This window comes from Flavobacterium sp. AC274, assembly GCF_979258275.1.
On sequence record NZ_OZ409852.1, the window covers coordinates 4,943,257 to 4,958,192 of the forward strand.

Below are 14,936 nucleotides of genomic sequence, written 5' to 3' on the forward strand. Positions count from 1 at the left end.
GTTTATTTTGATATTATTTTGCCATCTTCCCTTATGATCAATGTTTGGTTAGAAAAAGGACTTTTTACTGAAATATTGTATCCTGAAGCGTGATTTTCTAATACTGGTTTTAAAATTTTACCGTCGACACTAATGGTTTCCTTAGTAAGATTTTGTATTGATTTTGCCCACGTTTTATTCTTCTGATAATATTCTTTTTGAGCTCTGAACAACGTGTACAATTCCCATCTCACTTTTTCTTCCTGCGGAATTGTAAAGGTCTCTTTTCCTTCTTTCGAAGAAAAATAAACATAACCCCATTTTTCCGGCTCATGCATATTGATTACACCCATTGGCGACCAAACCCAATTGTATTCGGGTAAAAATTTTCCTTCGGCATCTTTCTTTCTTTCGTAACTTCCGTCTTTTATGGTATGCTGCCAATTAACTCTTGAGAAATTGACTCTCCAAAATTTATCTGCGGGCACATTTTGTTCATTATAGGATTTTCTATAAGATGCCCAGGGAATTGCCATTTCAAGTACCCAACCTTCATCAGTATCGTTTGGGTTATTAAGCGTTCCGTTGATTTTTACCGCTGATTTCAGGCCCGGAATATTCCAGTCATTTAATACTACGTTATCATTTTCTCTATAAGGTTTTGACAGAAACAGATCCCAAGCTGTATTTAAAGCATTAATTTCTAATTCATAATAGTTAAAAGTGTCGCTATCGGGATCAATGAAAACTTCAAAATCGTTGTTGTAAAAAATAATGGTGTCGCGTTGTTTTAAATTTGCCCAAACATGTGGCTCATCAAGCTTTGCTAATATATAAAAATTGGTTTCATCCCAGAGCATTTTAACTTTTGTTCCATATTTTGGCTTTATGCCATTTTCTATATCTTCAAAAAGGTCTGTCCAATCTGTTTTGCTCCAGGCAGCATCAGACTCGTCTCCATCGATTACAATTGGATTTATAGTTTTACCCGCTACGTAAGTTTTAGGTATAACGGTATTTTTTTTCGATTGCGAAAAACCCGCAATCGAAAAAAATACTAAAACAAATGTTAACCATTTAAATTTTAAATGCATGCTTTTTTCTATAAACTATTATCTTTTGTAAACTGAATTACCTCACTTAATTTACCAAATGCCATTGCTACAACAGTATCTGCTGCACCATAATATACGGCTAATTTATCTTCTTCGATGTTATGTAAAGCAGCACATGGGAAAACCACGTTTCCTACGTCTCCAACTTGCTCATAAATTTCTGCAGGTCCTAATAAATAAGGCTGTGTTCTGTATTTTACCTGATCTGGTGCATTTTCTTCTAAAAGTGCTGCTCCCATTGCATAACGGAAACCGTTGCAAGTATTGATAACACCGTGGTATAACATTAACCATCCTTCTTCGGTAAGAATTGGGATTGGTCCTGCTCCTACTTTTGTACATTGCCATGCACTTTGCTCAAATGGAGATGGTTTCATCACCAAACGGTGTTCTCCCCAATATTTCATATCCGGACTGTAACTGATCCAGATATCTCCAAAAGGTGTATGTCCGTTATCACTTGGACGGCTTAACATGGCGTATTTTCCGTTTATTTTTTGTGGAAACAAAACTCCATTTCTGTTGAATGGTAAAAAGGCATTTTCACACTGAAAAAATTCTTTGAAGTCGAAAGTGTAACCAATACCAATTGTAGGTCCGTTGTAACCATTACACCAAGTGATCCAGTAACGATCTTCAATCCAAACCACACGTGGGTCGTATTTATAAGCCGATTCGATCATTTCTGTGTTACCAGACTGCATTACGATTGGTTCGTGATTAATGTCCCAATCGATTCCGTTTTTACTAAAACCGGCAAAAATATTCATTTGAACTGCTTTGTTATCACATCTGAAAACACCTGCAAATCCGTCTCCAAAAGGAACAACTGCACTGTTAAAAATACTATTTGATGATGGAATTGCGTATCTGTCAATAATTGGATTTTCAGAATATCTCCACATTACATCGTTACTGTTTTCGGGTCTGTCTTGCCAAGGAATTGTACTCATGCTCTCTTTCTTTATTATTATAGTTTGTTTTTTGTTTGTTGTTTTTTTGTTTGTTGTTCTGAAAAAAAATTGAAGCTCCGCGCAATCTTGTCATTCCTCGGAATGACAAACTGGGTTGTTAAGCTTTGTCAAAGTTTAAAAATTTGACAAAGCTGTCGTAGTTCTTTTAATTTTCTAATTGACTAATTATCTAATTGGCTAATTATCTAATCTTCTATTCTGCGAACTTTATCTAACCATGTAAATTTCAAAATTGTTGTTGTCACTAAAAACACAACCAATGCTGTAATTGCTTTTGGATAATCTCTGATGATGAAAAATATCGGTAATAAAATCATACTCGATTGCCATACAATTCCGATGGCGCAATTCATCATATCTGTCCAGAAATCATTATTTTTTTCGAAAGCCTGATCTTCTGCTTTTAATGTTTTATAAACCGGATTCCAGAAACCCCAAGGTCTTACGTTTTTGTAAAAAGATCTTAAAACTTCCATATCTGTTGGTTTGCTTAATAAAGTTCCTAAAAGACATCCTAAAATTGAGAAACCGAATATTATTGGAAATAAATAAATTGCCTGTACTTGCGCTAAATCATACAAGAATGAACCTTCGGATAAACTTCCTTTGGCTTGTCCTAAAGCAAATTGTAAAGACGCTACGACTAATCCGGCGAACATTCCCCAGAAATAACCCCAGCCATTAAATCTCCACCAAATCCATTTTAAGAAATTGGCCGCTACGTAACCTCCGTATAAAGCACTTGTAATCCAAAGCGTTAATGAATTTATGGAATCTGCGAAGAATCCCATGAAAACACCTAAGCCAACAACAAGGAAAGAAGAAATCTGACTTACCTTAATATAATGTGCGTTTGTTGCAACAGGTTTAAAATATTTTTTATAAATATCATTTACGATATAAGCCGGGCCTGCATTTACAAAAGCAGAGAATCCAGACATAAATGCGGCTAATAAACCAGCAAGAAGAATTCCTTTTATTCCAACGGGAATGTACAAGTTAACGACTTTTGGCATTAATAACTCTAAATCAGCTCCTGTTAAACCTGTGTTTGCGTTTAACTCCGGCGCAAGGTTTACTAATGCAATTACTACAATTCCGGTAATTAGTAAATATCTTGGAATGAACAAAATCAGGTTGGTAAAACCACTCATGTAAGCGGCTTCTTTTACAGATTTTGTAGAAAGAATTCTTTGTAAATCGTAACTTGGGGTTGGCCCTGCAACACTGGCAAAAAATCCTTTAAACAATGTCATTCCGATAAAAGCACCAAACATTTTATATCCTTCAGAATCAATTAAATTATTGAAGGTTTGGAATTTATCACCCCATTGGGTTTCAAACTGCCATCCGAAGAAAACATTTTTCCATTCTTCTGTAATGACAGAATTGATTTGTAAATCTGTATAGTTGATAAAAGCGTAACCGGCGATTAAAACTCCGGCAACAATCATGATTAAATATTGTACAACTTCTGTTGCTACTACAGAAAACATTCCGCCTTTTACAGTGTAAATTGTAGTTAACAAAATAATTATTAAGGCATAAGATCTTTCTGAAGTCAGGAGAATTAAATCGCCGTAATGAAGCGTTAAATCCCAAGGAAGAATGATGGTTACAAATTTCCCGATTCCTTCAAAAAAGTAAGCGATGAAACCAATTGTAGAAATAATGGCAAAAATGGCAACGATAATATGAGATGCTTTTCCGGCTCTGTCGCTCCCAAAACGGGTTAAAATCCATTCAGAACCTGTCATTACCTTCGATTTTCTGATCCAGACTGCAAGGAACATCATTACAAAAATCTGATTCCATATCGGCCACAGCCACATAAACATAAAACTTTTTACACCATATAGAAACAGTACGCCAATCATCCAGGAAGTTCCTGAAACATCAAACATTCCAGATCCGTTGCTCAGACCAAGGAAATACCATTTAATTGTTTTCCCGCCAAGGAAATAATCATCTAATCCTTTTGATGCTTTTCTTGAAATCCAAATTCCTATTCCCACGGAGAGCAGGATATAAGCTACGATGATTGATACGTCAATAATGTCCATTAATTTTATTTGTTTTTTAGTTAGTTACGTGGTTTTAATGTTTTGTTCCCCAATTTTTATTGGGTTCCGCTCCCATCACAAAATGCAAAATTCCGCCTTGTAGTATTTGTTTATGGGTGATTACTGTTTTATTGAAAGGAACACCGTTAAGCGTTGCCGATTGTATATAAAAGTTTTTGTTTGAAACATTTTCTGCTTCGATTACAAAAGATTTTCCTCCTTCGAGATTGATTTTTGCTTTTTCGAAAATCGGACTTCCTATTTCGTATTCGCCAGAAGCGGGATTCATTGGATATAATCCCATTGAACTGAAAACATACCACGCCGACATTTGTCCGCAATCTTCGTTGCCGCTCAATCCGTTTGGTGTTGTGTTGTATTGTGTGTCTAAAATATGACGCACCCAATATTGCGTTCTCCACGGCTGATTGGCGTGATTAAACATATAAGCAATGTGGTGGCTTGGCTCGTTTCCGTGTGCATATTGACCTATTAATCCTGAAATATCTGCAGAAACATTGCTTCCTGTAATTTCTGAACTTTCTGTAAAAAGCTGTTCCAATCGTTTTGTAAACACTTCATTACTTCCGTGAAGCGCAATAAAATCGTCTACATTATGAGGCACAAACCAACTATGCTGCCAGGCGTTTCCTTCGGTATAATCGGTGTGTTCTCTGTGATTCGAATGTTTTGGATCGAAAGGTTCGTTCCATGATTTTCCATCTTCCGATTTTCCTCTCATAAATCCGGTTTTCGAATCAAATAAATATTGATAAGCTTTTGAACGGTTTAAGAAAAATTGATAATCCTCAGTTTTACCCAACGCTTTTGCCATTTGTGCCACGCACCAGTCATCATAAGCATATTCTAAAGTTATGGTAACAGATTCGTCCAATAAATTATACGGAATGTAACCGTATTTTTTGTAGAAATTCAATCCGCGTTCGTCCTGCATCATGGTGGCTTTCATGGCTTGATAGGCTTTTTCGGCATCAAAACCTTTTATACCTTTTTGATAAGCGTCAACAATTACCGGAATGGAATGATATCCTGTCATTGTATTTGTTTCGTTGGCGTAGAGTGTCCAAACCGGTAATATTTTTTTAGTATCGTAATACGCTAACATTGAGTTTACAATGTCTGATGTTTGCTTTGGTGCCAATAAAGTCAATAAAGGATTTTCGGCTCTAAAAGTATCCCATAGTGATAAGGTCGAATAAGCGGTATAATCTTTTGCTGTAACAATTTGATCATCCTCTCTTCTAAACTGACCGTTTTTATCACTATAGGCTACAGGGGCAACTTGGGTGTGGAACATCGCGGTATAAAAGATGGTTTTTAACGAGTCGACCGGCGTTTCGACTTCTATTTTATTTAATGCAGTATTCCAGATATTGACTGCGTTTGTTTTTGTGTTTTCAAAATTTGAATTTTCATCATCCAGATTATCTTTGGCATTAGCCACACTAACAGATGATAAGGCTACTTTTACAAATAGTTCCTGATTATTTTTGGCATCAAAAAATAATTGTGCTGCTGTGTTTTCTCCTTCTGCAGATTTACCTGTAACTATTTGTTTATTAGCCAATAAAACAGATTCTGTAATAGGTTTTGAAAATTTTGCAACAAAAAATACTTTTTGATTTTTTGCCCAGCCCATACTATATCGATAACCACTTATAGTAAATTGATCTTCAACTGTTATGGAAGTTTTTAAGGCTTTATCCCAATTAATTGCAAAACCAAGATCGATTACAACAGATTGTTTATCGTTTTTGGCAAATGTATATTTATGGAATGCGGTGCGTTGTGAAGAAGTTAATTCTACATTGATTTTAGGATCTTCAAGAAAAACTTGGTAAGAGCCCGGTGTTGCTTTTTCGTTAACATGACTGTATTTTGATTTATAAGGTAATTGATCTCGTGAAGTTGTTTTTGTAGTTAAATCAAGTTTTTTATTTGTTGGCATTAATAATATGTCTGCCAAATCTCCAATTCCTGTTCCGCTTAAGTGTAAATGACTGAAACCTGCAACGATAGAATCTGAATAATGATACCCTGAACACCAATCCCAGCTCGAAATACCATTGTCCGGACTTACCTGAAGCATTCCAAACGGAACAGTTGCACCCGGATAAGTATGTCCGTGACCGCCTGTACCGATAAAAGGATTTACGTGATTAGTAAAAAAATTATCTTGTTGGTTATTTTTGTTTACATTTATTTTGCAACTTGTAACCAAAATGACGAACAAAACAAGCAGAGTAAATTTCTTCATATAAAACAATCTTAATTTAACTTTAAATTTAAACAAATACGACTTTTACCAAAACTAATTTAGACGGATGACGTATAAACTTAGATAAACATCAAAAAAAGTCACAAAACGTCACATTATTATGATTTTAAATTCAAGCAGGTTATACCGCATTCAATTGCAGTATCACATTATATTTTGGTTAACTTATTTCATATTTAATACTTTTAGATGGGGAAGTTATTTTAATGATTATGGTTATTCGTTCAAAACAAATTTGTTGGGTTTTCCAATTCACATGGCGTTATGTTATTTGAATATTTTGGTTTTGATGCCTAATTTGGTTTATAAAAAGAAATACCTGCAGTATGTTATTTCTATTTTATGCGCTATCTTTATAATGGTAGTTTTGAAATTTAATCTTACCTATTTATTAATAACACACGAAGTTTGGCCCGAAGGTCCTGAAACGATAGATAAATTGACACTCAATTATACTATTGATATGATGATGGGAGAACTTTATGTGATGACTTTTGTAACGGCAATTAAGATTACTTTCGACTTTTTGAAAGAACAAAAAGAGTTACAGATCTTGAAAAATCACAGTTAGAAACGGAATTGCTTTTTTTGAAATCTCAAATTTCTCCGCATTTCTTCTTTAATACGCTTAATAATATTTATTCCTTATCGGTAGAAAAATCAAACAAAACGCCAAAAATCGTTCTTAAACTATCTGAATTAATGCGTTATATGCTGTATGACACAAAAAGCACCAGACAAAGTTTAGAAAATGAAATACTATGCATTCAAAATTATCTGGATTTAGAAAGAATCAGAAACGATGATCGCCTGGAAGTAAATATGGAAATTACGGGAGACATTCATGATAAAGAAATTAGTCCTATTATATTATTAACGTTTCTGGAAAACGCATTCAAACATGGCGTTAATAAAAACACGGGAAAAGTACTAATCGATATCAAATTCAAGGTAAAAGGAGATTTTCTGCATTTCACTATTAGTAATCCTATGCCTGAAATTACGCAACATAAGGACAATTTTAACAAGTCTAGTGGTATAGGTTTAGAGAATGTCAAAAAAAGACTCGAATTAGGTTATAATAAAAACGACTATAAGCTTTCATTTAAAAATAAAAAGGATATTTTTGTCGTAAAGCTTGTAATCAAGGTCTCTTAGCAAGCATTAGCATCTTTTTTACCAACTATACTTACTAAAATTATTTCTCTCACCAAAATAATCGAAAATGAAAATAAACTGTTTGATCATAGATGATGAACCATTAGCGATTAATGTTATCAAAAACTATCTGGAGCCTATTGAAAATTTTGAGGTTATAAATACTTTTAGTAATCCGATAGAAGGTCTAAATTTTTTAAAAAACAACAAAGTCGATGTCATTTTTCTGGACATTAACATGCCGGTTCTTGATGGTATAAATTTTATAAAAAGTCTGGATAATCCGCCGATACTTGTAATAACAAGTGCTTACAGTCAGTTTGCAATAGAAACTTACGAATTGGACGTTTTGGATTATTTGGTAAAACCTATAGAATTTCCAAGGTTAATGAAAACGCTAAACAAAATTAGCAAAAGACTAAACAGCAACAACAGTCTTCCTCAGGAAAGTAGCCCTGAAAGTCCTTTTATATTTGTTAAGATTGATAAGAAGAGAATGAAAAAAATCTTTTTTAATGAAATTTTAGTAATCGAAAGTTTAAAAGATTATTTAAAAATAAATACCCTGACAGGAAAATATATTATACACAGTACATTATCTGACTTTACCGATTTATTACCTGAAAGAAATTTCTTAAGGATACACAGATCTTACACCATTGCAATTGATAAAATTGATGCCGTTGAAGGAAATAGCATTGAAATTGAAGGTCTTAGATATGTAATTGGAAGATCATATATTGATCATGTAAAACAGAGAATTTTGAATTCTTCGATTTAAAAATTACTTATTATATTATGAGAAAACCTTTGTCAAAGTTTAAAACTTTGACAAAGGTTTTTTTTATTTTGACGTGTATGTTTCTAAACTCGGCAGATTTTAAAAACCTGTCGGGTTGGTTTGTCATTGCAACTTTTTATATTTTTTTATTTTGATTGAGAAATCACTTTGCTGTCCTTCTCCTGAAGCTTCGGGACGCTCAGTATGACATAAAATGAGTTTAAACTTCTACAAGCTTAGCGAACTTCTAAAACTTATAATTACTTTCAGATAAAAATCTTCGCGCACTATGCGAAAAATATTTGCACTCTTTGCAGTAAAACTCACAAACAAAAAAGCAAAAAAAATGCGGCCAAAAGGCCGCATCTTCATACAGGTAACTAACCAAAATAAACCATTTAAAAAATAATTTATTGTATTGTAAAAAAATTAACTAAAAATAATATCTTTTGAACGCCTCAATAGCTGAATAATCTGCCAAACCTAAAGCATGATATTTTTCTGCTGTTAATCTGTTTCTGTCTTCAACTCTTACCCAGAATTCTCTGCTATCATCTCCCTGAAACATAACTCCATCTTTTTGAGATTGGTGATAGAAAATGGCATGACGTTTTTTAAGAACCTGATCAGGGCTCATCGGAACCGCCATCTCGATTTGGTATGATTCCCATTCATGCCACGCTCCTCTGTATAACCAGACCCAGCATTCGTCCATAAATTTCTTGTGCTTTAATCTTTTTAAAGCTTCAAACAAACTATCTAAACAAACTTTATGGGTTCCATGAGGGTCTGCTAAATCTCCTGCTGCATATATTTGATGTGGTTTTATCCTTTCGATAATATCACACATAATTTGAATATCAGCCTCTCCAAGGTTATTTTTCTTAACTGTTCCAGTTTCATAAAATGGTAGATCTAAAAAGTTAACATTCGTATCCGGTAAACCTAAATATCTTGTAGCAGCCAAAGACTCGCTTCTTCTAATTCTTCCTTTTAATTTTCTAACTTCTAAAGAATCAATATCATTGTGCTTTTTGGTTTTCAAAAAATTAATGATCTTTTCAGATTCAGAAGAGTTCGGATTTAATGACAACGAAATCTCAGCAAATTTTAAAGCCTCTTCGTTAGAAACTGCAATATTTCCTGAAGTTTGATATGCAATGTGCACATCGTGACCCTGCTCTACCAATCTGTCAAAAGTTCCTCCCATCGAAATAACATCATCATCTGGATGCGGACTAAAAATGATAATTCTTTTTCTTTCCGGCGTTGCACGTTCAGGTCTGTAAGTATCATCGGCATTTGGTTTTCCACCTGGCCATCCCGTAATAGTCTGCTGCATTTTATTAAACATTTTAATGTTCAAATCATACGCAGTTCCTTCTTCCGTCAACACACTAGACATACCGTTATCGTTATAATCTTTGTCTGTTAATTTCAGGAAAGGTTTTTTCGTCAATTCACTTAACCAGGCTACAGCTTTCAGTTTTAACTCTTCGTCCCAAATCACTGATTTTACCAACCAGGGAGTTTTTACTCGTGTTAATTCTGATGAAGCTTCGGTATCTAAAACAAAAGTTGTGTTGTTGTGCTGTTGTAGATACGTTGCCGGTACTTGCGAAGAAATATTTCCTTCAATTGTTTTTTTAATGATTTCAGCTTTGCTGATTCCCCATCCAAGAAGTACAATTCTTTTGGCATTTTTTACAGTACCAATTCCCATTGTAATTGCTTTTCTAGGTACATTATCTATTCCTAAAAATGATGATGCCGCGTCTGTACGAGTCAAATGATCCAATGTAATACTTCTCGTTCCTGAATTAACGTGAGATCCCGGTTCGTTAAAACCAATATGACCTGTTCTTCCAATTCCTAAAAGTTGAAAATCTAAACCTCCGTAGGCTTTAATTTTCATTTCATAATCGATACAATATTGTTGTAAATCTTCATTACTTATTTTTCCGTCCGGAATATTTACATTTTCCGGATGAATATCAACATGATTAAAAAGGTGCTCATGCATAAAATGATAGTAACTCTGAATATTATTTTTATCCATTGGATAATATTCATCCAGATTAAAGGTTACTACATTTGCGAAACTCAAACCTTCTTCTTTATGCAAGCGAACCAATTCTTCGTAAACTTTTACTGGCGAAGATCCTGTTGCTAATCCTAAAACACAAGGCTCGTTTAATTCTTCTTTTCTTTGAATTATGTTTGCTATTTCCTGAGCAACTAATATTGAAGCCTCTTTTGATGATTCGAAAATCACGTTATGAATCTTCTCAAAACGAGTTTCTTCGAATTTTCCAGCTTCTTTAAAATTTATGCCTTCTTTAATCATTTGCCTGTTTCATTTAATTTATAATATAAAATTAAGAATTACTCTGCCGATAAAATTAAAAATTCGACTAATGACCCGTTAGCTTCGGTAAAAGACATAATTAGAAACTTTAAAATTTTTTTCTTCTAATTGAGATGTCTTATTTTACTTTTCAACTACATTTATTTCGCTGATAGAAACTGTCTGTCCTTTTCCTTCAGCAGATTTTGCTACAAAACGAAGGTATCTTGCTTTCGTTTCGGCAAATGTTTTTACTTGTTCTATTGGATTATTTTTGATGTTCGAAAACTCACCATCAGATTGTAATGTCCATTTTACGTTATCCAAACTTGTATAGAATTCATATTTTGAAATCAAATTAAGATTATTTCCAACTTGCTGCGGAACATAAGTAAAACCAGCAATTTTAAGAATTGCTCCCATATCAATTGATACTTCTTGCGGAAGTTTATTGGTTTCATTTCCAAATCCCCAATCTGTATTTGGATTTCCATCGATTATTTTGATAGATGAATTTAAATCTCCACTCGAAACAGCAACAATTTTCCATTTTTCTTTAGAAATTCCATACTTTGCCGTTTTAACAGCACTATATATTTTTTCTTCTTTATTGAATGCAACCGCTTTTATCTGAACGGCTTTGTTGTATTTAAATATATCTTTATAGAATGTGCTTTTTGTTGTTGGATTACTTCCGTCAACGGTATAATAAATACTATTTCCTTCTTCAGATTTTATAGTAACATTTCCATTTTTATCACGTTGAATTTCCGGCATTCGAACAAAAGTAGGTGCATTAAAAGCCTGAATATTTGAAATTACAATATTAGCTTTCGAATCTGTAATATTCACTTTTAATGCCGAAGCAATAACCCGGTCAATTCTTAAAATTCTTTTGTAACCAATGGTTGTTTCAGTTGCAACAGTTTTCCATTTTCCATCAACTTTAGCTTCAATGTTAAAAGCCTTAACACGCTGTCCTAATTTTATATATTCCTGAAGCAGAACACGATCAATAGCAGTTGGTTTATCAAATTCAAACACAATTGATGCAGTTTTTACATTGTCATCTGTTGCCCAATATGTATTTTTATTTCCATCAGTAACATTCTTGGCAACAAATTCTTTACTCTTTCCTCTAACATTATCGGCACTTATTTTACTTCCTGCCAATAATTCAGTTTTAAAATCTTCTTTTATTGTTGCCACCAATTCTTTTAATCTTGCTTCATCATTTTCATGAACCAAACCTCTTCTGTCCACAGGAAGATTCAATAATAAAGTAGCATTTCGACCAATAGATTCATAATAAATATCAACCATTTCATCCAAAGGACGCACTTTGTCATCTTCAACACTATGGTAAAACCATCCCGGTCTTATGGATACGTCGGCCTCACCTGGAACCCATTTTTCACCATTTTCATGTCCTGACATAAATTCGGTATAATGTACTTTACCAGCCAATTCATCTTTCTGGCGTAAAAGCGACCAATTTGTTTTTCCAGCCCGGCCTTCCTCATTTCCAATCCATCTTGCTTCTGCAGGTCCAACTCCCCAAACTAATGTTTTTGGAGCTAACTCATAAATCATTTTATAAGTTTCATCCCAATTATAATATTCAAGCGTATTTATTTTTCTTGTTTCGTTTGCTCCACCATAATATCCATCACCACCGTTAGCACCATCAAACCACATTTCAAAAACATCACCATAATTAGTTAATAATTCTTTTAACTGATTTCTGAAGTAAGTAATATATTCTGGTTTTCCGTATTCCGGATGATTTCTATCCCAAGGCGAAAGATATAAGCCTAGTTTTAAATCATATTCCTTGCAAGCGGCAGCTAACTCTTTAACAAGATCACCTTTCCCATTTTTCCATGGAGAATTTTTGACAGAACGTTCCGTATAAGCAGAAGGCCATAGACAAAAACCATCGTGATGTTTGGCTACTAATATAATCCCTTTCATTCCGGCTGCCTTTACCACGCGCGCCCATTGACGAACATCTAAATTCGTTGGATTAAAAAGTTGCGGAGACTCATCGCCATAGCCCCACTCTTTATTTGTAAAAGTATTTAAGGAGAAATGCACAAAAGCATAAAACTCCATTTCCTGCCAATCTATCTGTTTTTGCGTAGGAAGTGGCCCAAAAGGTTCCGGAGATTTTACCAATTCCTGACTATTGACAGATGATGATAGTAAACAAAAAAAACTCAGTAAAAGAAAAAGGTTTTTCATTACGATTGCAATTAAAATTTTGGTGGTTAGCTAATTAAAAATATAAATTTAATGTAAATGAGTATTTGATTGTATAGTATTTCGACCAATGACGTTTTTTAAAGAGTATTGGGATGTTTTTTCTTCGTAAAACATAAATATCAAAGTATAATTAAAATTTGTATTTTAGATGTAGAATAAATCTACCAGAAACTAATAATTTAATTATAAATATGCGTTCTATCATCCTTCTAGCATTCGTTGCTTTATTTATTTCCTGTAAAAATGAAAATAAATCACAAACACTTTCAGATTATTTTACCTATGGTCAAAATACCGCTGTGGAATCAGCCGGAGTAAAAATGATTCCAATTAAAACACCAGTTGGGGAATTTAAAGTTTGGACAAAACGTTTTGGAAAGAATCCAAAAATAAAAATCTTATTATTACATGGTGGTCCGGCCATGACACATGAATATATGGAGTGTTTCGAAACCTATTTTCAACGTGAAGGTTTTGAGTTTTATGAATACGATCAATTAGGATCATATTACAGCGACCAGCCAAAAGACAGTAGTTTATGGACAACAGAGCGTTTCGTAGATGAAGTAGAACAAGTTCGAAAAGCAATTGGTGCTGATAAAGACAATTTTTATGTTTTAGGAAATTCTTGGGGAGGGATTCTAGCTATGGAATATGCTTTAAAATACCAAAAAAACATAAAAGGTCTATTAGTCGCAAATATGGTTGCCAGTGCGCCAGAATATGGAAAATATGCAGATGAAGTATTAGCCAAACAAATGAAACCGGAAATTCTTGCAGAAATAAGAGCATTAGAAGCTAAAAAAGATTTCAATAATCCACGTTACATGGAATTACTTATCCCAAATTTCTATAAAGAACATTTATGCCGCTTAAAAGAATGGCCGGATGGTCTAAACAGAGCCAGCAAACATGTAAATGGAGAGATCTATACCTTGATGCAGGGACCAAGTGAATTCGGGATTAGTGGGCGTTTAGCCAAATGGGACATTAAGAATCGTCTTCATGAACTTACAATACCAACTTTAATGATTGGGGCAAAATATGACACTATGGATCCAAAAGCAATGGAAGAGCAAAGTAAATTAGTTCAAAAAGGACGTTACCTTTACTGTCCTAATGGAAGTCATTTAGCAATGTGGGATGATCAAAAAGTCTTTATGAATGGGGTTATCCAATTCGTAAATGATGTAAATAATGATAAATTTTAATTTAAAAAGTTTAAAAAAAATAAAGTTAACATTGTAATCAAAACTCCTTACTTAGGAGTTTTTTTTATAATTATTAGTCACTACATTTATATAAAAGAACAAATCAAATGGTTTGAGCAATCAAGACAGAGTCTGTGTTATTATTTGAATTCCGGATATCTAAAAAGCATATAGCCTACCAGAATTTGTATAATATCTTTAAAAGATAACCAATAAAATCATTGATCTTTCCAGACGATCAAATGGCATGAAAAAGTAAACCAATCGGGATTTAAATCATTCAATGCAATATTAGAACGAGAATAAACCTATCAAATCATATAAACAGAAACACCAATGCTTCCGACAGACTCTTTTAATGCAAAATAAAAGTTTTAGATCACAATTCAGAGGTGTCAAAAATGTAGATTTATTTCTTTTTAGACTATACTAAACATTTATGCATAAATTTTGTTGTTGCACAGATTTGAATTAATCTGTTTTAGCTCTAAATTCCAAAATAAGAAGTTTTTATATTTCAAAATGTTTTAAAAACAAAAAACCCTATCCGATTAGGATAGGGTTTTTCAAAAGAAAGGCGACGACATACTCTCCCACATAACTGCAGTACCATCTGCGCAGGCGGGCTTAACTACTCTGTTCGGGATGGGAAGAGGTGAGCCCCGCCGCAATAACCACCTTAAGGTCGTTGTTACTTGAGGTAACTTTTAATTATTAATTATCAATTATAAATTGTTAATTATC

General features: G+C 33.6%; 10 protein-coding genes and 1 rRNA gene. 4 read left to right on the plus strand and 7 right to left on the minus strand.

What is annotated here, in order from left to right; translation table 11 throughout:
• Nucleotides 1–2: 2 nt before the first annotated feature.
• The 4 genes from ACZZZT_RS22335 to ACZZZT_RS22350 form a co-directional block, all read right to left on the minus strand.
• On the minus strand, nucleotides 3–1,073 hold the full coding sequence (locus ACZZZT_RS22335) for a carbohydrate-binding family 9-like protein (protein ID WP_463461998.1): 1,071 nt from the start codon (nucleotides 1,071–1,073) through the stop codon (nucleotides 3–5).
• 8 nt (nucleotides 1,074–1,081) lie between these two features.
• A complete protein-coding gene (locus tag ACZZZT_RS22340; protein ID WP_073394232.1) occupies nucleotides 1,082–2,047 on the minus strand; it encodes a glycoside hydrolase family 130 protein in 966 nt (321 codons plus the stop codon).
• Nucleotides 2,048–2,253: 206 nt separating this feature from the next.
• Entirely contained in the window at nucleotides 2,254–4,131 is a 1,878-nt protein-coding gene (locus ACZZZT_RS22345) for a sodium:solute symporter family protein (protein ID WP_463461999.1), read from the minus strand.
• Nucleotides 4,132–4,165: 34 nt separating this feature from the next.
• Nucleotides 4,166–6,409 (minus strand): GH92 family glycosyl hydrolase, encoded by a 2,244-nt coding sequence (locus tag ACZZZT_RS22350; protein WP_463462000.1) that lies wholly within the window; start codon nucleotides 6,407–6,409, stop codon nucleotides 4,166–4,168.
• Between the two features lie 121 nt (nucleotides 6,410–6,530).
• On the opposite strand from ACZZZT_RS22350, the gene ACZZZT_RS22355 reads away from it, so the two are divergent.
• From ACZZZT_RS22355 to ACZZZT_RS22365, 3 genes are all read left to right on the plus strand, one after another.
• Nucleotides 6,531–7,001, plus strand: a complete 471-nt coding sequence (locus ACZZZT_RS22355) for a hypothetical protein (RefSeq protein WP_463462001.1) — start codon at nucleotides 6,531–6,533, stop codon at nucleotides 6,999–7,001.
• Nucleotides 7,002–7,018: 17 nt separating this feature from the next.
• The gene (locus ACZZZT_RS22360) at nucleotides 7,019–7,588 is read left to right on the plus strand and encodes a sensor histidine kinase (RefSeq protein WP_463462002.1); all 570 of its coding nucleotides are present in this window, start codon (nucleotides 7,019–7,021) and stop codon (nucleotides 7,586–7,588) included.
• Nucleotides 7,589–7,655: 67 nt separating this feature from the next.
• Nucleotides 7,656–8,369 carry a LytR/AlgR family response regulator transcription factor gene (locus ACZZZT_RS22365; RefSeq protein WP_463462003.1) on the plus strand — a complete coding sequence of 238 codons (714 nt, stop codon included), beginning with the start codon at nucleotides 7,656–7,658 and terminating at the stop codon, nucleotides 8,367–8,369.
• A 433-nt stretch (nucleotides 8,370–8,802) separates the two neighbouring features.
• On the opposite strand, the gene nagB is transcribed toward ACZZZT_RS22365, so the two are convergent.
• Together nagB and ACZZZT_RS22375 are read right to left on the minus strand one after the other, a co-directional pair.
• On the minus strand, nucleotides 8,803–10,716 hold the full coding sequence (gene nagB / locus ACZZZT_RS22370) for a glucosamine-6-phosphate deaminase (protein WP_042566718.1): 1,914 nt from the start codon (nucleotides 10,714–10,716) through the stop codon (nucleotides 8,803–8,805).
• Nucleotides 10,717–10,860: 144 nt separating this feature from the next.
• Entirely contained in the window at nucleotides 10,861–12,960 is a 2,100-nt protein-coding gene (locus tag ACZZZT_RS22375; protein WP_463462004.1) for an alpha-L-fucosidase, read from the minus strand.
• Nucleotides 12,961–13,172: 212 nt separating this feature from the next.
• Between ACZZZT_RS22375 and ACZZZT_RS22380 the strand changes: the two genes are divergently transcribed.
• Entirely contained in the window at nucleotides 13,173–14,192 is a 1,020-nt protein-coding gene (locus tag ACZZZT_RS22380) for a proline-specific peptidase family protein (RefSeq protein WP_073392705.1), read from the plus strand.
• 572 nt (nucleotides 14,193–14,764) lie between these two features.
• Here the strand turns inward: ACZZZT_RS22380 and rrf are convergent.
• A 5S ribosomal RNA gene (rrf, locus tag ACZZZT_RS22385) occupies nucleotides 14,765–14,874 on the minus strand.
• Between the last annotated feature and the right edge of the window lie 62 nt (nucleotides 14,875–14,936).